Here is a 20,754-nt window from a genome sequence, read left to right as displayed (position 1 = left end):
CCGGCGGGAGCCTACGGGCGGCCCTGGAGCTTGGCCGAGGAGGTGCGGGTGACCGGCAGTCTGCCGTACAGCTGCCTGCCGGGGCATTCCGTCGCGAAGCCGTCGCGGTGGCCGGAGATGACGTTCAGCGAGACGTTGCGGCCCTTGGGGTAGCGGTTGCCGCCGCCCGACTTGAGGGTGGTCTTGGCGCGGGGGTCCCGGCCGAAGAGGCCGAGCTTCCACGCGGTGAGGCGCGCGACCGCGTCGACGGCGGCGGCCGGGGGTGCGGAGGAGGTGAAGGTGCCGAGCACCGCCACACCCATGCTGTCGGTGTTGAAGCCCATGGTGTGCGCCCCGAGGACCGGCTTGCCGACCCCGCCCGCGCGGCCCTCGTAGACCGTGCCGCACTTGTCGACGGCGAAGTTGTAGCCGAGGTCGCGCCAGCCGCTGCTGACCACGTGGTAGCGGTACAGGCTGCGCAGTACCGCCGGGGCGTCCTTGCAGGCGTAGTTGTTCCCGGAGGCGCTGTGGTGGACGAACGCCGCCTTCACGGTGTTGGTGTAGGCGAAGGCCTTCTCGCGCAGGGACTCGTCCGCTCCCCACCCCTTGCGGGTGACGATCCGCGGGCGCGGGCCGATGTACGGGGCGGCCGCCGCGGTCAGTTCGCCCTCGGCGGCGAAGACGGCGTCCGCGGTGGAGTCGGCCTTGTTCAGCTCGGTGATCTCGTTCGCGCCGAGCGGGGCGTGCGGCACGTTCGCCGCGGAGGCCTCGGCCATCTCCATGGTCAGGCCCGGCGCCACCATCTCGCCCTTCTCGTCGGCCGGGCCGCTGTTCTTGCCGTCCGTGGGGCTGGGCGCCGCGCCCGGGTCGACGAGCTCGATCCGCAGGCCCGAGGGCAGCCGGGCTGCGGCGCGAGTGGCCGGAGCGTCCCTCTCCGCCTGGACGCGGACCTCGATGCCGTCGGACTCGCCCACCCACAGCGGGGCGGTGGCGCCGCGGACCCGGCCGGAGCCGCGCTCCGACGTGTCCGGGTCGGCGGCGTGCTCGCTGTTGTGGACCTCGACGTCCTGCCAGTCGGACCAGGTCGCGGTCCGGGTGGAGCGCGTACGGACCTGGACGCGGCCGTTGAGCTGGGTGGCGGCGTCGTCCCAGACGACACCGACCAGCGAGAACGTCGTGACCTCACGGGCGGTCAGGCCCTGCGTCTCGGGACCGCGGGGCGAGGCGCTCATTCCGGGGACGCCGGGGGTGCGGTCCGCCGCGGGTCCCATGGGGACGAGCGGCAGCGACTGGGTGGACCCGGCCGGGGTCGCGGGGACGGTTTCGGCGAGTGCTGGAGTCGGGAGCGCGAGGGGCAGGGCCAGTACGGCGGCCGTCGCGACGCCGATCGAGGAAGCAAGGAATCCACGCATGGAAAGGATGGTGAGCACGCGCACCACGGGGCGCCATCCGAGATCTGACGCCCCGTCCGCTGCGCCTCGGGCACCCCTCCCCCGTACGGCGGAGCCGCGGCCCCCCGTACGGGGGAGGGGCCCGCGCGGCCCCGCGTACGCTGGGCCGGGTGAACGCCATTGACCGCACCCCTGCCGACCTGCTGCGATCCGCGCTCGCCGCCGATCCGGGCCGCCCGCTCGTCACCTTCTACGACGACGCCACGGGCGAACGCGTCGAATTGTCCGTAGCGACCTTCGCCAATTGGGTGGCCAAGACCGCGAATCTGCTCCAGGGCGACCTGGGCGCCGAGCCCGGTGACCGGCTCGCGCTGCTGCTCCCCGCACACTGGCAGAGCGCCGTGTGGCTGCTCGCCTGCGATTCCGTCGGGGTCGTGGCGTCAGTGGGCGGGGACCCGGCCGACGCGGATCTCGTCGTCAGCGGGCCGGACACCCTGGAGCAGGCCCTGGAGTGCTCCGGCGAGCGGGTGGCGCTGGCCCTGCGCCCGCTGGGCGGGCGCTTCCCGCAGCCCCCGGCCGGGTTCGCGGACTACGCGGTGGAGGTGCCGGGGCAGGGCGACCGCTTCGCCCCCTTCGTCCCGGTGGAGCCCTCCGACCCGGCCCTGGCGGTCGGCGGCGAGGAGTTCTCGCACGCGGCGCTGGTCGACCGGGCCCGTGCGGACGCGGCGGAGCTCGGCCTGGGTGCGGGGTCGCGGGTGCTGACCGGGCGGGGCTACGACACCTGGGAGGGGCTGTCCGCCGGGCTGTACGCGGCGCTCGCGGCGGGGGCCTCGGTGGTGCTCTGCCGGCACCTGGACCGGCTGTCGGCGCAGGCGCTGGCCGAGCGGACCGCGAGCGAACGCGTCACCCACACGGTCTGACACCGGCACGCGGCCCGTCACCCGCACTGATCAATCCCGGGAACGGCCGATCTGTCACCCGGACGGCCCTAGACACGACCCCGCCCCCGGGCTGCTCCGGCGCCCCGGGGGCAGGATCGGCAGTGGCCGTGCCCACCCGTACGGCTGCTCGCAGCGGCGAGGGGACGGACGCCAGTGACGGACAGCGCAGGCATACCGGGCGGCACCGGTGCGGCCGGGGGCGAGCGACGACCCCCGTGGACCCGCAGGCGCCGGCTGCTGCGCTGGATCGGTCTCGGGCTGGCCCTGCTGGTGCTGGTGGGGACGGCCGCGGGCTGGTGGCTCTACAACAAGCTCGACGGGAACATCACCGAGGACACGTCGGCCGCCGCCGAGCTGGCGCGCTACGAACGCGAACGCCCGGCACCCCTCGCCACCGGGGCCCGGAACCTCCTGCTGATCGGCTCCGACTCGCGCTCCGGCCGGGGCAACGCCGGGTACGGGGAGGACAAGGGCACCCAGCGCTCGGACACCACGATCCTGCTGCACCTGCCGCAGGACCGCAGGAGCGCGACGGCGGTGTCGATACCCCGGGACCTGATGGCGGAGATCCCCTCCTGCCTCCGGCCGGACGGGAGCCGCACCGGTGCCTCCTTCGCGCAGTTCAACTGGGCGTTCGAGTGGGGCGGTGCCGCCTGCACGATCCGGACCGTCGAAAAGCTCACGGGCATCCGGATCGACCACCACATGGTCATCGACTTCAGCGGGTTCAAGCGGATGGTCGACGCCGTCGGCGGGGTGGAGGTGTGCCTCGCGAAGCCGATCGACGACGTACAGGCCAAGCTGAGGCTGCCCGCCGGCCGGCAGACCCTCCGGGGCGAGCAGGCACTGGGCTTCGTCCGCGCCCGGCACAGCCTGGGCAACGGCAGTGACACCGAACGGATGGAGCGCCAGCAGCAGTTCCTCGGCTCGCTCGTCAAGAAGGTGCAGAGCAGCGGGGTCCTGCTCAACCCGACCCGGCTGTACCCGCTGCTGGACGCCGCGACGTCCTCGCTGACGACGGACGCCGGGCTGGCCTCGCTGCGCAACATGTACGAACTCGTACGGGGCGTACGGGGCATACCGACCGACCGCATCACCTTCCTGACCGTGCCGCGCCGGCCCTACGCCCCCAACCCCAACCGGGACGAGCTGGTACAGCCGGACGCCACACGGCTGTTCCGGCAGCTGCGGGAGGACGAACCCCTGACGGTGACCCCGCCGGAGCCCTCGCCCTCGAACGCCGCCCGCACACCCGCGGCCGCCACCCCGAGCCCGTCCGCGACGGCCAGTCGGACGGCTCCGGAAGGGAATTCGACCGGTGAGGGAACCCCGACCCCCTCCGCACCCATCCCTACGTTCACAGGAACGACCGCAGGGAACGCGGAGTGCCGGTAAAGCAATCCAAAAAGCCGGTGACCGAACCGAGCGGGATGGGCGGTTCACCCCGTTATAAGGGGAGTGGAATGTGTCACCACCATGGTTTACGGCCGAACAGGACGGATAAGGTGAGCGATCCGGTGCCCGGCCGGACCGGAGACCGGGTACCAGCAGCCGGATCGTTGACCGTGCGCCTTGGGGAGGCGCGTCGCGAGGCACCCGACGGAGGATTCGAGCAACCGTGGATGCGCAAAGCCGTGGGCGGGCGGACGAGATCGACCCCGCAGACCAGTGGGTGCTCAATCCCCGCACCGGCCACTACGAGCTGCAACTGAACGACTCCGCAGCGCAAGAGCGGCCCAAGGTGGCCAAACCCCGCCGGTCCTCCTCGGCACCCGCCGCCCCCACCAAGCCCTCCCCCGGGGTACCCGGACCGCGCCGCGGCGAGACCCCGCCGGGCGGCCGCCGGGGCGGCGGACGCTCCCGCAAGGGCGGCGCAGGCGGTGGCGGACGCCGCAAGAAGGCCCTGCTGATCACCAGCGGCACGCTGGCCTTCCTGCTGGTCGGCGGTGCCACCGCGGCGTACCTGTACTACGACCACCTGAACGGCAACCTCAGCGTCACCGACATCGCGGGCGCGGGCACCGGCGGCTTCAAGAAGGACCAGGCGATCAACATCCTGGTCATCGGCACCGACAAGCGCAGCGGTGCGGGCAACGAGGGGTACGGCGACAAGGACAGCGTGGGCCACGCGGACACCACGATCCTGTTCCACATCGCCAAGGACCGCTCCAACGCCACCGCGCTGTCCATCCCGCGCGACCTGATCACGAACATCCCGGACTGCCCGACGAAGCAGCCGGACGGCACGACCAAGGCGATCCGCGGCTCGAAGGGCGTGCGCTTCAACAACAGCCTGGGCCAGGAGGGTCGTGACGCGGGCTGCACGATGCGCACCGTCAAGGACCTCACCGGCATAGAGGTCGACAACTTCATGATGGTCGACTTCAACGCGGTGAAGACCCTGAGCACCGCGGTGGGCGGCGTGCCCGTCTGCCTGGAGAAGGCCGTCGACGACGAGGACTCCAAGCTCAAGCTCTCCGAGGGCGAGCACCGGCTGCAGGGCGAGCAGGCGCTGGCCTTCGTACGGACCCGGCACGCCTTCGGCAACGAGAGCGACCTGGACCGGATCAAGACCCAGCAGCAGTTCCTCGGGTCGATGATGCGCGAGATGAAGTCCAAGGAGACGCTGACCAGTCCGAAGAAGTTCTTCTCGCTGGCGGAGGCGGCCACCAAGTCGCTGACGGTGGACCAGGGACTGGGCTCGATCGACAAGCTCACCGATCTCGCGACCGAGTTGAAGGACATCGACCTCAAGAACATCACCTTCACCACGCTGCCGGTGCTCGACAACCCGGCCGAGAAGGTCAAGGCGACCGTCGTGGTCAACCAGGCGCTGGCCGACCCGCTGTTGCAGATGATCCGGGGGGACGTCTCTCTCACGGAGGTCGAGAAGAAGGAGCAGGCGGCGAAGGAGGCGGCCGACGCGGACGCGAAGGCCAAGCAGGACGCCCTGCTCCAGGGCAACCGCGCGCCCGCCGGCGACGTCCGGGTGAGCGTGTACAACGGCGGCGGGCCCTCGGGCGCCGCCTCCACCACCCTGAAGTGGCTGCAGGACACCAAGGGGATGTCCAGGACCAGCAACCAGGGCAACGCACCGGCGAAGGTCGGCGCCACCCAGCTGGAGTTCGCGCCCAACCAGGCCGACCAGGCCCGGGCGCTGGCGGACGCCTTGGGGCTGCCCGCCACCGCGCTGAAGATGGGGACGACGGACGCGGCGGCGAAGACGCCGATGAAGCTGACCCTGGGTCCGGACTTCCAGAAGCCGGGCACCCCGCTGGCACCGCCGATCCCGCAGGAGTTGCCCAAGGACGTCCAGCAGACGCAGGCCGACAAGGCCGTCTGCGCCAAGTAGCGGGACGTTGCCGGTCGGACCGGCGCACAGTCGACCAAGAAGGACCTTGAGGGGGATACGCGTGAGGCACAGCGACGTGCGGGAGGAGGGGGCGGGCGCCCGGGCCGACGGGGACATACCCGGCGGCGGGGCGGGCGCGCCCGCCGCGGTGCCCCCGCCGCGGGGCGGCTCACGCCGGGCCGGAGCAGCCGGCGGCCGGCCCCCCGGGCGGAGCCGCCGGCGGGTGCTGCGCTGGGTCTCCTCCGTCCTCTCCCTGCTCATACTCGGGACGGCGGCGGCCGGCTACCTCTACTACCGCCACCTCAACGGCAACATCCAGACGGACGCGCTGAACCTCGGTGAGAACAAGCTGGGCGGCTCCAAGCCCAACGCCTTCGGGCAGACCCCGCTGAACATCCTGCTCATCGGCTCCGACGCGCGCAACGACGCCGAGAACCAGGCCCTCGGCGGGGCCACGGACACCTTCGACGGGCCGCCTCTGGCGGACGTCCAGATGCTGCTGCACCTGTCCGCGGACCGCAGCAACATGTCCGTCATCTCGATGCCCCGCGACACGATGCTGATGATGCCCAAGTGCACCGAGCCGGGCGGCAAGGTGCACCCCGCCAGCAAGGGACTCGTCCAGACGAACGAGTCGATCCAGCGCGGCGGACCGGGCTGCACGGTCGCCGCGTGGACCGAGCTGACGAAGATCCCCATCGATCACTTCATGATGATCGACTTCAAGGGCGTGGTGCGGATGGCGGACGCCATCGGCGGCGTCCCGGTCTGCGTCGAGCAGAACGTGCACTCGCGTACGCGTGACGGCAAGGGCTCCGGCCTGAAGCTGCCGAAGGGCACGAGCGTCATCCAGGGCGAGACGGCCCTGCAGTGGCTGCGCACCCGCTACGGCTTCGAGGACGGCACGGACATCGGGCGCACCCACGCCCAGCACCAGTACATGAACTCCATGGCGCGCGAGTTCCGCAAGAACGCCAAGCTGAGCAACCCGGTGAAGCTCAACAGCCTGGCGCAGGCCGCGATCGAGGCCATGGTCGTGGACACCGGCCTGAACAAGATCGACAAGCTGTTCGACCTCAGCATGGAGCTCAAGAAGGTCCCGCCGGGCCGCATCACCATGACCACCATGCCGTGGGTCTACAGCACCAGGCCGGGCCTGGACGGCCGCGTCGAGCCCAAGCCGGGCGAGGCAGAGGACCTGTTCCGCATGGTCCGCGAGGACATCCCCCTCGACGGCCAGGGGTCCGCCGCCCCGGCCGCCTCCGCGTCCCCGGGCACCCCGTCGGCGCCCGCCCAGCAGCCGGGGCCCACCGCCTCGGCCACGGCCCCCGCCACGGCCGCGCCCCCGTCGAGGATCGCGGTCACCGTCCGCAACGCGACCGGCGGCAAGGACGGCACCGAGCCGAAGGTCAAGGGCCGGGCGAGCGAGGTCGCCGCCCTGCTCGGCGGCAAGGGTTTCACCAAGGTCGTCGCCGACACGCAGACGGGCGCGGAGGACACCTCGGTGATCCGCTACGCCACCGACGGCCAGGCCGCGGACGCGGCCGCCGTGGCCACCGCCCTCGGGCTGCCCGCCGCCTCGGTGCAGAAGTCCGACCAGGTCGCCGGGATCGTCGTGTTCGTCGGCAAGGACTGGCGCACCGGCGGTACGCCGGCCCCGCCCGCGCCCGCCCCGACCAAGGCTCCGGACTCCGCGCACGCGCTCAACGGCGACAACGACCAGGCCTGCATGCCCATCCAGCCCGGCTTCACCTGGTAGTGCGCACACGGAAGGGGCCCGGTGCGGCAGCCGCGTTTGTCGCAGCTGCCGCGCCGGGCCCCTTCGGTACGTCTCAGGCCTGCGGGACTCCGGGCACCACGGCCGGGCGGCGGCTCGCGATGAGCTTGTTCGCCAGGGCGCGCGGGCTGGTCAGGAACCCGAAGCCCCAGGACAGGTGCATCGTTGCCAGGGCGACGGGGATCTGCGCCCGGGCCTTCAGCGGCAGCCCCCGACCCGCCGGCACCGAACCGGCGGCGATCGCCACGAGGTAACCGACCGGTACGGCGAAGCCCAGCGGGCTGACCGTGACGCCCACCGCCACGCCCGCGGCGATCGCGCAGACGAGGGTCGGCGGGGCGAGGTAGCGCAGGTTGATGGAGCCCGAGTGGTAGCGGGCCACCACATGCCGCCACCGGCCGTAGTCCTTGTACTGCTTGGCCAGCGCCTTGACCGAGCGTCGCGGGCGGTACTGGACCCTCAGCTCGGGCGAGAACCAGATCAGCCCGCCGGCCTCGCGGATGCGGAAGTTCAGCTCCCAGTCCTGGGCGCGGATGAACTCCTCGTTGTAGCCGCCCTGCCGCTCCAGCGCCTCGCGGCGGAAGACGCCGAGGTAGACGGTCTCGGCCGGGCCGGCCTGGCCGCCGGTGTGGAAGGGGGCGTTGCCGACGCCGATCTTCGAGGTCATCGCGGCGGCGACGGCCTCTTCCCACGCGTTCTCACCCTCGGCGTGCATGATCCCGCCGACGTTCTGCGCGCCCGTCTCCTCCAGGAGGCGCACGGCGGTGGCGATGTAGTTCGGGGAGAGCATGCCGTGGCCGTCGACGCGTACCACGATCGGGTGACGCGAGGCCTTGATCGCGGCGTTGAGCGCCGCCGGGGTCCGGCCGGTGGGGTTCGGGACGGTGTGGACTCGGGGATCCTCGGCGACGAGTTCGGCGGCGATCTCGTCGGTGCGGTCCGTGGACGGCCCGAGTGCGATCACCACCTCCATCTCGCCCGCATACTCCTGTTCCAGGATGTGGCGGACGGACTCGCGGAGGTAGTGCTCCTCATTGAGCACCGGCATGATCACCGAGACTGCGGGCTGCTGGGCGGGCATGTGGTCCTTCAAGGTCGGGTATCGGTGTCACGTTACCGCGTACGGGGGAACCAGGTGCGCGCCGAGTGATCGGTAGGGACAGCTGCTGATCGTATGGGCCTACTGTTCTGTCGAATCAGCCGGCCGAGTGCTCGCGACCCGACCCGGCCCTGACCGGTTTCCCTGCTGCTCCGCGGAGGTGTCCGCCGTGCCCCAGCCGCACCGACCCACCCGTCCCGCCCGGCCGCCCGAGCCGCAGCGCGCACGGCGCGGCGGTGGTGGCGGACCGGCCCGGCGCCGGCAGGGCCGGCCTCGGTGGGGGGTGCGGCTGGCGGCCGGGCTGTCGGTGGCGGTGCTGGGCTCGGGCGCCGTCGGGCACGCCGTGATGACCGGTCTGGACACCGGGATCGAGCGGGTGGACCCGTTCAAGGACATGAAGAACCGCCCGCAGGCCGGCCACGGCATCAACTTCCTGCTGGTGGGCACCGACGGCCGGGAGAAGGTCTCCCCCGAGGAGAAGCGCGAGTACCGCCTGGGCGGGGCACCGTGCCACTGCACCGACACCATCATGCTGGTGCACCTGTCGGCGGACAGGGAGCGGGCGAGCGTCGTCAGCCTGCCCCGCGACAGCTACGCCGAGGTGCCCGCGCACCGCGACCTCGTCAGCGGCAAGGTGCACAAACCGCACCCCGTACGACTGAACGCGGCGTACGCGGAGGGCGGGCCCAACCTCACCGTGCGGACGGTCGAGAACATGACGCGGGTCAAGATCGACCACTACCTGGAGGTGGACTTCACCAGCTTCATGAAGACGGTCGACGCGATGGGAGGGGTGGAGATCTGCACCGCCAAGACCATGCGCGACCCCAACACCGGACTCGATCTGCTGCCCGGCACGCACCGGCTGACCGGCGGGCAGGCCCTGCAGTACGTGCGCTCGCGCCACATCGACGGCGCCTCCGACCTCGGCCGGATGCAGCGCCAGCAGCGGTTCGTCGCCGCCCTGATCAAACAGGCGACGACCGGCGGGGTGCTGCTCAACCCGGTCAAGTTCAAGGAGCTCAGTTCCACCCTGCTGGGCTCCGTCCGCGCCGACCGCGGCTTCGGCTCGGAGCAGATGCTGGCCCTCGGGCAGGCGATGCGGGACTTCACCCCGTCCTCCTCCGAGTTCGCCTCGGTGCCCATCGGCAGCCCGTCCTTCCGCGTGAAGGGCATCGGGTCGACCGTGAAGTGGGACGAGCCGAAGGCGGCCAAGCTCTTCCAGGCGCTGCGCGAGGACCGGCCGCTGGCGCCGGCCCGGCCGGGGAAGGCCTCCGACCGTCCCGCGGCGGTGCCGGTGGACGTGCCGCCCCCGCAGGTCCGGGTCCAGGTGGAGAACGGGACGCGGATCGACGGGCTGGGCGGCCGCGTCGACGCCGCGCTGCGCGCCACGGGCTTCGACACCACCCGGGCCCCCGGCAACGGCGCCGGCCGCAACGTCAGGCGCACGGTGATCACCTACGACCCGCGCTGGGACCGCTCGGCCCGGTCGGTGGCGACGGCGCTGCCCGGGAGCGAGCTGCGGGCGGTCGCGGGCCAGGGCCGGACGATCACGGTGATCGCGGGCTCCGACTACCGCAAGGTGGTGCCGGTGCGTGCGGAGGACCCGCACCAGGGCGCCTTCGGGGTCGTCAGCGGCGACCAGGTGGTCTGCGGGAGCTGAGGGCCGGACGGGCGCCTCCGGGGCCCCGGCTCCCGTACGGGACGGTTCAGTCGTCGAAGCCCTGGGCGGCGCGCTCCTCGCGCAGGGCCAGGATGGCCTGGCGTCGGGCGAGCCGGTGGGTGCGGCGGATCTGGGCCTCCTGGTAGCGCCGCTCGTCCTGCTCCGTCTCGGGCAGCACCGGCGGGACCTGGCGGGGCTTGCCGTCGGCGTCCACGGCCGCGAAGACGAGGTAGGCGCTGCCGACCTGGGTGGCGGGGGTGGACTCGTTCCACCGCTCGGCGAGGACGCGCACGCCGATCTCCATGGAGGACCGGCCGGTCCAGTTGCACTGGGCCTTCACGTGGACGAGGTCGCCCACGCGCACGGGGGCGAGGAAGGCCATCTCGTCCATGGAGGCGGTGACCGCCGGACCACCGGAGTGACGGCCCGCCACGGCGCCGGCGGCGTCGTCGACCAGCTTCATGATGACGCCACCGTGCACCGTGCCCAGGAGGTTGGTGTCGTTGGCGGTCATGATGTGGCTGAGGGTCGTCCGGGAGGCGGCAGTCGGCTTCCCGGGCAGCTCGCCCGGTATCTGTGTCATACGGACACCTTAGTTGGGCCGGGCAGGCATCAGCTCTGCAACAGCACCGGTACGGAACCTCCCCCGGGCTGTCGCAGGCACCGCCCGGCCAGGCATCCTTGGGCGCATGAATGACTGGCCAGAAGGTCGTGACGACGCCTACGGACGCGGCAGCGCGCGTCCGCAGCCCGAGGGTGTGCAGCGGATGCGGCACGTCCAGCGGCAGCCCCAGCAGCCGCCGCGGCCCCCTCAGCCCGTACAGCCCCCGCGGCCGCAGCGCCCGGCGGGGCCCGGGCCCGCGCCCGGTGTGCCGCCGCAGCAGTCGGGCGGCCACGACACGTACGGCGGTTACGACAGCGGCTACAACACCGGCCAGGTGTACGGCTCGCCCTCGGGCGGCGGTCCGGGCCGGCCGGGAGGCCCCGGCGGCCCGTCGGGCCCGGACGGCCCCGGTCGCGCACCCGGGCGGGCCCCGGACTGGCGCAAGCGCATCAAGGTCGGCTCCATCGTGCTGGTCTCGGCGCTGCTCGTGACGTCCGTCGCCACCTACTTCTGGGCGGACTCCAAGGTGCGCCGTGAGGTGGACCTCTCCAAGGTCGTGGAGCGGCCGAAGGAGGGCGACTGCACGACCTACCTGATCGTCGGCTCGGACAGCCGCGAGGGCATGTCGGACGAGGAGAAGAAGAAGCTCCACACGGGCTCGGCCGAGGGCAAGCGGACCGACTCGATGATGATCCTGGCGAAGTGCTCCAGCGGGAACACGATGATCTCGCTGCCCCGAGACTCGGACGTGGAGATCCCCTCCTTCGTCGGCTCCCAGTCCGGCAAGAAGTTCCCCGCGCAGGGCCGCCGGGTGAAGCTGAACGCGGCCTACGCCGAGGACGGCCCCGAGCTGCTGGTGCGCACGGTCGAGCACAACACCGGGCTGCGCATCGACCACTACGCGGAGATCGGCTTCGCCGGCTTCGCGAACATCGTGGACGCGCTGGGCGGTGTGGAGCTCGACATCGAGGAGGGCTTCAAGGACGAGAAGTCGGGCGCCGACTTCAAGGCGGGCCGGCAGACGCTGAACGGCGAGCAGTCGCTGGCCTTCGTGCGCACCCGCTACGCCTTCGCCGAGTCGGACCTCCAGCGGACGAAGAACCAGCAGAAGTTCCTGGCGGCGCTGGCCAACCAGGCCGCGACGCCGTCGACGATCCTCAACCCCTTCCAGCTGTACCCGATGCTGGGCGCGGGCCTGGACACCCTCATCGTGGACAAGGACATGGGCCTGTACGACATGGGCCAGATGTTCTTCGCCATGAAGGGCGTCAACGGCGGTGACGGCGTGTCGATGAACATGCCGATCTCCGGTCAGCGCGGCGGCAACCTCGTCTGGGACAAGGCGAAGGTGCAGCAGTTGGTGAAGCAGATCCAGAACGACGAGAAGGTCACCGTCCGCGGCAACTGACGGACGCCCCCGCCCGGCCGCCGTGCGCGCTCCCGGGCGCGGGGTCAGGCGTCCGGGGAGAAGCGGATGGCGGCGGCGGGCAGTTCGGCGCCGCACCACACCCGGGCGCCGGCCCGCAGTTCGTTGTCGGCCCCCACGGCCGCGCCGTCGCCGACCACGGTGCCGTCCAGCACGGTCCGCGCGCCCACCGTCGCGCGGGCTCCGACGAGGCTGGCGTTGACCTGCGCGTCGGGGCCGATGACCGCGCCGTCGAGCACGATGGAGCCCTGGACGACCGCTCCGGCCTCGACACGGGCGCCGGCGCCCACGACGGTGCCGCCCGACAGCTTGGCGCCGGCGGCGATCCGGGCGCCCGGCAGGACCAGGGACTCGCCGCGGCGGCCGGGGACGGCCGGGGAGGGGACGACGCCGCGCACGAGGTCGGCGGAGGCCTGGATGATGGACTCGGGCTTGCCGAGGTCCATCCAGTAGGTGTTCTCGGTGACCCCGTGGAGCGTGGCCCCGGCGGCGAGCAGGCCGGGGAAGGTCTCGCGCTCGACGGAGACGGGGCGGCCGGCCGGGATCGAGTCGATGACGCTGCGCCGGAAGACGTAGCAGCCGGCGTTGATCTGGTCGGTGATGATCTCTTCGGGCGTCTGCGGCTTCTCGGTGAAGGCGAGGACGCGCCCGTCGGGGTCGGTGGGGACGAGGCCGAAGGCGCGCGGGTCCTCGACCCGCACCAGGTGCAGGGAGACGTCGGCGTCGGCCGCCTCGTGCGCGTCCACCAGGCCGCGGATGTCCAGGCCGGTGAGGATGTCGCCGTTGAAGACGAGGACGGAGGAGTCGGGGCCGCCGGTCAGGCGCTGCCCGGCGTTGCGGATGGCGCCGCCGGTGCCGAGGGGCTCGTCCTCGACCACGTACTCCAGACTCAGGCCGAAGTCGGACCCGTCCCCGAAGTAGGGCTCGAAGACCTCGGCGAGGTAGCAGGTGGCCATGACGATGTGCGTGACGCCGGCGGCGGCAGCCCTGGCTATCTGGTGGGCGAGGAACGGGACGCCTGCCGTGGGGACCATGGGCTTCGGCGTGTTCACCGTCACCGGACGCAGCCTCGTCCCCTGTCCGCCGACCAGCAGGATCGCTTCCGTCATTGCGTTCTCCCCAACCGATTCCGGCGTACGAAGGTCCAAATTTAGCCCATCCGCAGGCGCCCGGAAGCCGGTGCCGGACGGGTCGGGCGGGCGCGCGCGCCGTAGGGGCACCGCGCTCGGAATGTCATGGATTGACGGGTTGTTCGCACCACCGGGGGCGAACGACCCGGTACGTCCGGGCAGTTGTCGCCCGGTGCGCGGGAGGTCCGGCCTGCCGCACCCGTCCCGTACCGGGACGAACCCGGCGGCTCCGGGCGGGCGGTGATCCGCTGTCGGCGGATCCCGCACCCCGGCAGGCGGCGCGTACCAAGGCGACCCCCGGCCGCGGCCGGGGGTCGCCTTGGTACGCGCTGGGCCGGTGCCTCGCGGCTACGGCAGGTTGCGTGCCATCACGATCCGCTGGACCTGGTTCGTGCCCTCGTAGATCTGCGTGATCTTGGCGTCGCGCATCATGCGCTCCACCGGGTAGTCGCGGGTGTAGCCGTAGCCGCCGAGGAGCTGGACGGCGTCGGTGGTGACCTCCATGGCGACGTCGGAGGCGTAGCACTTGGCCGCGGCGCCGAAGAAGGTCAGGTCGGCGTCGACGCGCTCGGACTTGGCGGCGGCGGCGTACGTCAGCTGGCGGGCGGCCTCGATCTTCATGGCCATGTCCGCGAGCATGAACTGCACGCCCTGGAAGTCACCGATCGGCTTGCCGAACTGCTTGCGCTCCTGGACATAGCCCTTGGCGTAGTCCAGGGCGCCCTGCGCGATGCCGAGCGCCTGGGCGGCGATGGTGATGCGGGTGTGGTCGAGGGTCTTCATCGCGGTGGCGAAGCCGGTGCCCTCGGCGCCGATCATGCGGTCGGCGGGGATCCGGACGTTGTCGAGGTAGACCTCGCGGGTCGGGGAGCCCTTGATGCCGAGCTTCTTCTCGGGTGCGCCGAAGGAGACGCCCTCGTCGGACTTCTCCACGACGAAGGCGCTGATGCCCTTGGAGCGCTTCTCCGGGTCGGTGACGGCCATGACCGTGTAGTACTCGGAGACGCCCGCGTTGGTGATCCAGCGCTTGACTCCGTTGAGCACCCAGAAGTCCCCGTCGCGTACGGCACGGGTCTTCATGCCGGCGGCGTCGGAGCCCGCGTCCGGCTCGGAGAGCGCGTAGGAGAACATCGCGTCGCCCTTGGCGAGCGGGCCGAGGTACTTGGCCTTGAGCTCCTCGGAGCCGGAGAGGATCACCGGGAGGGAGCCGAGCTTGTTCACGGCAGGGATCAGGGAGGAGGACGCGCAGACGCGGGCCACCTCCTCGATCACGATCACCGTGGCGAGGGCGTCGGCGCCCGCGCCGCCGTAGGTCTCCGGCACGTGGACGGCGTGCAGGTCGTTGGCGACCAGCGCGTCGAGGGCCTCCTGCGGGAAGCGGGACTCCTCGTCGACGGCGGCTGCGAACGGCAGGATCTTCGCCTCGGCGAGCGAGCGGACCGACTCGCGGAGCATGTCGTGCTCCTCGGCCGGGCGGTACAGGTCGAAGTCGGCAGAACCCGCCAAGATCTCTCACTCCCCAGGGTGACACGCGATACGTGATGCTAACTACCGTTAAGTAACCCAAGCTTAGTGTCCCGGTCACGCATGGCGATATGGACGAGCCACGTGAGCTGCGTGACAGAGGTGTGCCGCCGGGTGCTCCTGGACACCGTCCCCGCAGGCGGGCCCGACTATGCTCAGTGGCCGCAAACGGCCCCGCACCTCTGGAGCACCCATGGCCCCCCTCAGGATCACTGTGATCGGCACCGGCTATCTCGGCGCGACCCACGCCGCGGCGATGGCCGAGCTGGGCTTCGAGGTCCTGGGGCTGGACGTCGTGCCTGAGAAGATCGAGATGCTGGCCGCGGGCCGGGTGCCGATGTACGAGCCCGGCCTGGAGGAACTGCTCGCCAAGCACGTGGCCGGGCTGCCCGGCTCGACCGGCCGGCTGCGGTTCACCACCTCCTACGAGGAGGTGGGCGCCTTCGGCGACGTCCACTTCGTCTGCGTGAACACCCCGCAGAAGCACGGTGAGTACGCCTGCGACATGTCCTACGTCGACGCCGCGATGACCTCGCTGGCCCCGCACCTGACCCGGCCCGTGCTGGTCGTCGGCAAGTCCACCGTGCCGGTGGGCTCCGCGCAGCGGCTGGCGGAGAGGCTGGCGGAGCTGGCCCCGGCGGGCCGGGACGTGGAGCTGGCGTGGAACCCGGAGTTCCTGCGGGAGGGCTTCGCCGTGCAGGACACCCTGCACCCCGACCGCATCGTGATCGGCGTTCAGGGCGAGCGCGGCGAGAAGGTGCTGCGCGAGGTGTACGAGACCCCCATGTCCGAGGGGTCCCCGCTGGTCGTCACGGACTTCCCCACCTCCGAGCTGGTCAAGACGGCCGCCAACTCCTTCCTCGCCACCAAGATCTCCTTCATCAACGCCATGGCGGAGGTGTGCGAGGCCGCCGGCGGTGACGTGGTCAAGCTGGCCGAGGCCATCGGCCACGACGAGCGGATCGGTGCGAAGTTCCTGCGCGCCGGGATCGGCTTCGGCGGCGGCTGCCTGCCCAAGGACATCCGGGCCTTCATGGCGCGCGCCGGCGAGCTGGGCGCGGACCAGGCCCTGACCTTCCTGCGCGAGGTCGACTCCATCAACATGCGGCGGCGCGGGCACATGGTCGAGCTGGCCCGCGAGGCCGTGGGCGGGTCCTTCCTCGGCAAGCGGGTCGCCGTGCTCGGCGCCACCTTCAAGCCGGACTCGGACGACGTGCGGGACTCGCCCGCCCTGAACGTGGCCGGACAGATCCACCTCCAGGGCGGGCAGGTCACCGTCTACGACCCCAAGGGCATGGACAACGCCCGGCAGGTCTTCCCGACCCTCGGGTACGCGGGCTCCGCGCTGGAGGCGGCCCGCGGCGCGGAGGTGGTGCTCCACCTCACGGAGTGGCGCGAGTTTCGCGACCTCGACCCGGCGGAGCTGGCCGCGGTCGTGACCGACCGGCTCGTACTCGACGGGCGCAACGCGCTGGACCCGGTGCGGTGGCGGACCGCCGGCTGGACGTACCGGGCGATGGGGCGGCCCCGGGCCTGACTCCTGCGGGGTGGCTCGGCCGGTCGGAAGGACCCGGGCTCCACGCGGCGCGCTGCGTGCGGGGGTGCGGCGCCGTTGCGGGGGTGCTGCCCCCGAGCCCCCGCGCCTCCGACCCGGCGGGGCTGGATCTGCGGCGGGTCAGCAGGAGGCGCGGCGGGCCAGGAATTCGGCGTCGCGGATGACGCGCTGGGCGTTGCCCCAGGTCAGGAGGGCGAGGTCCGTCTCGGGCCAGCCGCGGTCCAGGAGTTCAGCGATCAGCCGCGGGTAGCCCGAGGGGTCGGTCAGGCCGGTGGGGCGCAGGACCGGCGGCTCGGTGCCGAAGGCCGCGCCGAGTCCGACGCCCTCCGGGCCGGCGACCGCCCGTACGTGGTCCAGGTGGTCGGCGACTGCGTGCAGGGAGTCCCCGGTGCGCGCGGTGTCGAAGGCGACCATGGCGACGCCGTTCGCCTCGCGCACCGCGCGGAGCACCTCGTCGGGCACGTTGCCCGGGTGCGGGGTCAGCGCGGCGGCGGCCGTGTTCGAGATGATCACCGGCGCCTTGGAGGCACCCGCGATCTGGGCGGCGACCGGCGGCTCGCAGCCCGCGAGGTCCAGGAGGACCGCCAGCCGGTTCGCCTCCTGGACCACCTCGTGGCCGAAGGCCGTCAGCGTCTCCCGCGCCCAGGGTGCTCCGGCGGGCGCGAGGACCCGTACGCCGAGGGCGTGGAAGGCGCGCAGCGCGCCCAGGGAGCCGGCCAGGGCCCGGCCCGGCACGGGGCCGAGGAACGAGGCGATCCGGCCCCGGTTGCGGGCGTCGGCCATGTCGTCGGCGCTGAGTGCGAGCCGCAGGCTGTCGGGGTAGCGGCGCACGAGGCCCAGAGCGGCGTCGATCTGCTCCAGGGTGTCGGAGACCACCCGGTCGCCCGCCTCGTCCTCGACCGGCCGGCCGGCCGCAGGCGGCACGAGCAGGGACCAGAACTGGGCGCCCACCCCGCCGGCGCGCAGGCGCGGGATGTCGGTGTCGACGCCCGCGTCGGGGGTGTCGATGTCGTGGTACGGGCTCTGGCGCAGCGTCCAGACCAGGGTGTTGCACCCGTCGGCGACGGGGTGGACGGACAGCAGCGCGGCGGCCCGGTCCAGGGCGCTCGCCTTCGTCTCCGGTCCGGCGGGGGCCGGGAGGTCCTCGGCCCCGACGCCCACGGAGTGGGGTTCGTCCTGCAGGTCGGCCATGGCGTTCGCTCCGGTCTCGGCGGCAGCAGGGAGAGATGCTGCCACCGTGACACGTGCGGACGCGCGGCCGCCCGGCAGGCGGGGCGTTCGGGTGACCGGCACGTCACAGCCGGTCACCGCACCCGCCGGACCGACGTCCGCGGGTGGTCAGATCACCGCGTTGGACGGGCCGCGGGTCGCCGACACCTCGCGCGCCACCGCTTCGGCGTCGCGCAGGGCGCGCACCGCGTTGGACCAGGTCAGCTTGGCCAGGTCGGCCCGGGACCAGCCGCGCGTCAGGAGCTCCGCGACCAGGTTCGGATAGCCGGCCACGTCCTCCAGGCCGGAGGGGGTGAAGGCGGTGCCGTCGTAGTCCCCGCCGATGCCGATGTGGTCGACGCCGGCCACCTCCCGCATGTGGTCCAGGTGGTCGGCCACCGTGGCGGCCGTGGCCACGGGCCGCGGGCGCGCTTCCTCGAACGCCCGGTGCAGGGCCATCGCCTCGGGGGTGGTGTCGAGGTGGTGGAAGCCGTGCGCCCGCAGGTTCTCGTCCGCGGCGAGGGTCCATTCGACCGCGGCGGGGAGGATGAACTTCGGTACGAAGGTCGCCATGGCCACCCCGCCGTTGGCCGGCAGCAGCGCCAGCACGTCGTCGGAGACGTTGCGCGGGTGGTCGCAGACCGCACGCGCCGAGGAGTGCGAGAAGACCACCGGCGCGACGGAGACGGCGAGGGCGTCGCGCATCGTCGTCGCGGCGACGTGCGAGAGGTCCACCAGCATGCCGACGCGGTTCATCTCGCGGACGACCTCGCGGCCGAAGTCGGTGAGTCCGCCGTGCCGGGGCTCGTCGGTCGCCGAGTCCGCCCAGTCGATGGTGTCGTTGTGCGTGAGCGTCATGTACCGCACGCCCAGTCGGTGCAGGGCGCGCAGCGTGGCGAGCGAGTTGTTGATGGAGTGGCCGCCCTCGGCGCCCATCAGCGAGGCGATCCGGCCGTCGGCGCGGGCCTGCTCCATGTCGTCCGCCGTGAGCGCCGCCACGAGGTCGCCGGGGTAGCGGTCGATCAGCTGGGCGACGGCGTCGATCTGCTCCAGGGTGGCGCTGACCGCCTCGTCCCCGGCGTAGTCCGAGCGCACGTACACGGACCAGAACTGCGCCCCGACACCCCCGGCGCGCAGCCGGGGGATGTCGGTGTGCAGATGGGCGGACTGGTCGCCCGCGATGTCGCGTCGCGCCAGGTCGTAGCGCACTTGCTGGCGCAGCGCCCAGGGCAGGTCGTTGTGACCGTCCGCGACGGGGTGCTCGGCCAGCAGCTCGCGCGCCTCCGCCAGGCGCTGCGCCGCGCTCACTTGCCGAACCCGAAGGACTCCGCGTTCGCGACCTTCGTGCGCAGCCGCTTGCCCTTCTCGGTGGCCTGGTCGTTCAGCTCCTGCTGGAAGTCGCGCATGCGGGCGAGCAGCTCGGTGTCGTGCGCGGCCAGCATCCGTACGGCCAGCAGGCCGGCGTTGCGCGCCCCCGCGACCGAGACGGTGGCGACGGGCACCCCCGCCGGCATCTGCACGATCGACAGCAGCGAGTCCATGCCGTCGAGGTACTTCAGCGGCACGGGCACGCCGATGACCGGCAGCGGGGTGACCGAGGCGAGCATGCCGGGCAGGTGGGCGGCGCCGCCCGCGCCCGCGATGATCGCCTTCAGGCCGCGGCCGGCGGCCTGTTCCCCGTACTCGATCATCTCGCGCGGCATCCGGTGCGCGGAGACGACGTCGACCTCGTAGGGGATCTCGAACTCGTCGAGGGCCTGGGCAGCGGCCTCCATCACGGGCCAGTCCGAGTCGGACCCCATGACGATGCCGACGACAGGTCCTGCGGCGGTGGTGCTCATTGCGTGACCGTTCCTCTGAGGTAGTCGGCAGCGTGGCGTGCGCGCTCCAGCACATCGTCCAGGTCGTCGCCGTAGGTGTTGACGTGGCCGACCTTGCGACCGTGTTTCACGTCCTTGCCGTACATGTGGATCTTCAGCTGGGGGTCGTGCGCCATGCAGTGCAGGTAGGCCCCGTACATGTCGGGGTAGTCCCCGCCCAGGACGTTCGCCATGACGGTCCACGGGGCGCGGGGGCGCGGGTCGCCCAGCGGGAGGTCCAGGACCGCGCGCACGTGGTTGGCGAACTGGGAGGTCACGGCCCCGTCCTGGGTCCAGTGACCGCTGTTGTGCGGGCGCATCGCCAGTTCGTTGACGAGGATCCGGCCGTCGGCGGTCTCGAACAGCTCGACGGCCAGGTGGCCGGTCACGCCGAGTTCCTGCGCGATGCGCAGGGCGAGGGCCTGGGCCTCGCCGGCCAGTGCCTCGGAGAGGTTCGGCGCCGGTGCGATCACCGTGTCGCAGACCCCGTCCACCTGGCGGGACTCCACGACCGGGTAGGCGACGGCCTGCCCGTGCGGGGAGCGGACGATGTTCGCCGCGAGTTCGCGGACGAAGTCCACCTTCTCCTCGGCGAGGACCGGGACGCCCGCCTTGAAGGGGGCCTCGGCGTCCTGCGGAGTGCGGACGAACCACACCCCCTTGCCGTCGTAGCCGCCGCGCACGGTCTTGAGGATGATCGGGAAACCGCCCACCTCGTCCGCGAAGGCGCTCACGTCGTCCGGATCGCTCACGATCCGGTGGCGGGGGCTGGGCGCGCCGATCTCGTCGAGCCGGGCGCGCATCACCCCCTTGTCCTGGGCGTGTACCAAGGCGTCGGGCCCCGGGCGGACGGGGATGCCGTCCGCTTCCAGGGCCCGCAGGTGCTCGGTGGGTACATGCTCGTGGTCGAAGGTGATCACGTCACAACCGCGTGCGAAGGCGCGCAGCGTCTCCAGGTCGCGGTAGTCGCCGATGACGACGTCGCTCACGACCTGGGCCGCCGAGTCCTGTGGTGTGTCACTGAGGAGCTTGAATCTGATGCCGAGGGGGATACCCGCCTCGTGGGTCATGCGGGCGAGCTGACCGCCGCCGACCATGCCGACTACCGGGAACGTCACTCCTCCAGGGTATCCGCCGGTACCGGGCCGACCGGACCTGGGCCCGGAGGCGGCCCCGTGCGAACCCCGGTGTGCCGTGCGTCGCAGGGTGCCGGAAGGCACAGACGGAGCACTGGGGGGACACTTA

The 20,754-nt window shown here is 72.2% G+C and carries 16 protein-coding genes; 7 read left to right on the top strand and 9 right to left on the bottom strand.

The genetic code is table 11. From position 1 onward, the window contains the following. Window positions 1-11 precede the first annotated feature (11 nt). On the bottom strand, window positions 12-1,391 hold the full coding sequence (locus IF89_RS0126600; RefSeq protein WP_030773167.1) for a peptidoglycan recognition protein: 1,380 nt from the start codon (window positions 1,389-1,391) through the stop codon (window positions 12-14). A gap of 149 nt (window positions 1,392-1,540) precedes the next feature. Here IF89_RS0126600 and IF89_RS0126595 point away from each other — a divergent pair, with 149 nt between their 5' ends. The 4 genes from IF89_RS0126595 (at window position 1,541) to IF89_RS0126580 (ending at window position 7,422) form a co-directional block, all read left to right on the top strand. Next, complete coding sequence (locus IF89_RS0126595) at window positions 1,541-2,290, top strand: TIGR03089 family protein (RefSeq protein ID WP_030773164.1); 750 nt, start codon at window positions 1,541-1,543, stop codon at window positions 2,288-2,290. Between the two features lie 174 nt (window positions 2,291-2,464). After that, the gene (locus tag IF89_RS0126590; protein WP_030773161.1) at window positions 2,465-3,706 is read left to right on the top strand and encodes an LCP family protein; all 1,242 of its coding nucleotides are present in this window, start codon (window positions 2,465-2,467) and stop codon (window positions 3,704-3,706) included. Between the two features lie 223 nt (window positions 3,707-3,929). Then, window positions 3,930-5,663, top strand: a complete 1,734-nt coding sequence (locus IF89_RS0126585) for an LCP family protein (protein ID WP_030773158.1) — start codon at window positions 3,930-3,932, stop codon at window positions 5,661-5,663. A gap of 61 nt (window positions 5,664-5,724) precedes the next feature. Beyond that, window positions 5,725-7,422, top strand: a complete 1,698-nt coding sequence (locus IF89_RS0126580) for an LCP family protein (protein WP_234327880.1) — start codon at window positions 5,725-5,727, stop codon at window positions 7,420-7,422. Between the two features lie 73 nt (window positions 7,423-7,495). Here IF89_RS0126580 and IF89_RS0126575 read toward each other — a convergent pair whose 3' ends face one another. Beyond that, window positions 7,496-8,521: a glycosyltransferase family 2 protein gene (locus IF89_RS0126575; protein ID WP_030773153.1), complete on the bottom strand. Its 1,026-nt coding sequence runs from the start codon at window positions 8,519-8,521 to the stop codon at window positions 7,496-7,498. Window positions 8,522-8,822: 301 nt separating this feature from the next. Here IF89_RS0126575 and IF89_RS0126570 point away from each other — a divergent pair, with 301 nt between their 5' ends. After that, window positions 8,823-10,202, top strand: a complete 1,380-nt coding sequence (locus tag IF89_RS0126570; RefSeq protein WP_030773150.1) for an LCP family protein — start codon at window positions 8,823-8,825, stop codon at window positions 10,200-10,202. Window positions 10,203-10,248: 46 nt separating this feature from the next. Here the strand turns inward: IF89_RS0126570 and IF89_RS0126565 are convergent, their stop codons facing one another. Beyond that, window positions 10,249-10,785: an acyl-CoA thioesterase gene (locus IF89_RS0126565; RefSeq protein ID WP_030773147.1), complete on the bottom strand. Its 537-nt coding sequence runs from the start codon at window positions 10,783-10,785 to the stop codon at window positions 10,249-10,251. Window positions 10,786-10,891: 106 nt separating this feature from the next. Between IF89_RS0126565 and IF89_RS0126560 the strand changes: the two genes are divergently transcribed. Next, on the top strand, window positions 10,892-12,214 hold the full coding sequence (locus IF89_RS0126560; protein WP_078628531.1) for an LCP family protein: 1,323 nt from the start codon (window positions 10,892-10,894) through the stop codon (window positions 12,212-12,214). A gap of 44 nt (window positions 12,215-12,258) precedes the next feature. Here the strand turns inward: IF89_RS0126560 and IF89_RS0126555 are convergent, their stop codons facing one another. Further along, the gene (locus IF89_RS0126555) at window positions 12,259-13,341 is read right to left on the bottom strand and encodes a nucleotidyltransferase family protein (protein ID WP_030773141.1); all 1,083 of its coding nucleotides are present in this window, start codon (window positions 13,339-13,341) and stop codon (window positions 12,259-12,261) included. Between the two features lie 369 nt (window positions 13,342-13,710). Continuing rightward, entirely contained in the window at window positions 13,711-14,868 is a 1,158-nt protein-coding gene (locus tag IF89_RS0126550) for an acyl-CoA dehydrogenase family protein (protein ID WP_030773138.1), read from the bottom strand. A 211-nt stretch (window positions 14,869-15,079) separates the two neighbouring features. Here IF89_RS0126550 and IF89_RS0126545 point away from each other — a divergent pair, with 211 nt between their 5' ends. Beyond that, entirely contained in the window at window positions 15,080-16,423 is a 1,344-nt protein-coding gene (locus IF89_RS0126545) for a UDP-glucose dehydrogenase family protein (RefSeq protein ID WP_030773137.1), read from the top strand. A 138-nt stretch (window positions 16,424-16,561) separates the two neighbouring features. On the opposite strand, the gene IF89_RS0126540 is transcribed toward IF89_RS0126545, so the two are convergent. The 4 genes from IF89_RS0126540 to IF89_RS0126525 all read right to left on the bottom strand — a co-directional run bounded on the left by IF89_RS0126540 (window position 16,562) and on the right by IF89_RS0126525 (window position 20,714). Beyond that, complete coding sequence (locus tag IF89_RS0126540; RefSeq protein ID WP_030773135.1) at window positions 16,562-17,632, bottom strand: membrane dipeptidase; 1,071 nt, start codon at window positions 17,630-17,632, stop codon at window positions 16,562-16,564. 147 nt (window positions 17,633-17,779) lie between these two features. After that, a complete protein-coding gene (locus IF89_RS0126535; protein WP_030773134.1) occupies window positions 17,780-18,958 on the bottom strand; it encodes a dipeptidase in 1,179 nt (392 codons plus the stop codon). Continuing rightward, window positions 18,955-19,491: a 5-(carboxyamino)imidazole ribonucleotide mutase gene (gene purE, locus IF89_RS0126530; RefSeq protein WP_030773131.1), complete on the bottom strand. Its 537-nt coding sequence runs from the start codon at window positions 19,489-19,491 to the stop codon at window positions 18,955-18,957. The genes IF89_RS0126535 and purE overlap by 4 nt, the downstream gene beginning before the upstream one ends. After that, window positions 19,488-20,714: a 5-(carboxyamino)imidazole ribonucleotide synthase gene (locus tag IF89_RS0126525; RefSeq protein ID WP_078628535.1), complete on the bottom strand. Its 1,227-nt coding sequence runs from the start codon at window positions 20,712-20,714 to the stop codon at window positions 19,488-19,490. The genes purE and IF89_RS0126525 overlap by 4 nt, the downstream gene beginning before the upstream one ends. Window positions 20,715-20,754: the final 40 nt, after the last annotated feature.

The organism is Streptomyces sp. NRRL F-2664, from assembly GCF_000719345.1.
In the GTDB taxonomy this organism is placed as follows: Bacteria; Actinomycetota; Actinomycetes; order Streptomycetales; family Streptomycetaceae; genus Streptomyces.
The sequence above is the reverse complement of the archived record's forward strand: the minus strand, read 5'-3'. Positions and strand labels throughout refer to the sequence as shown.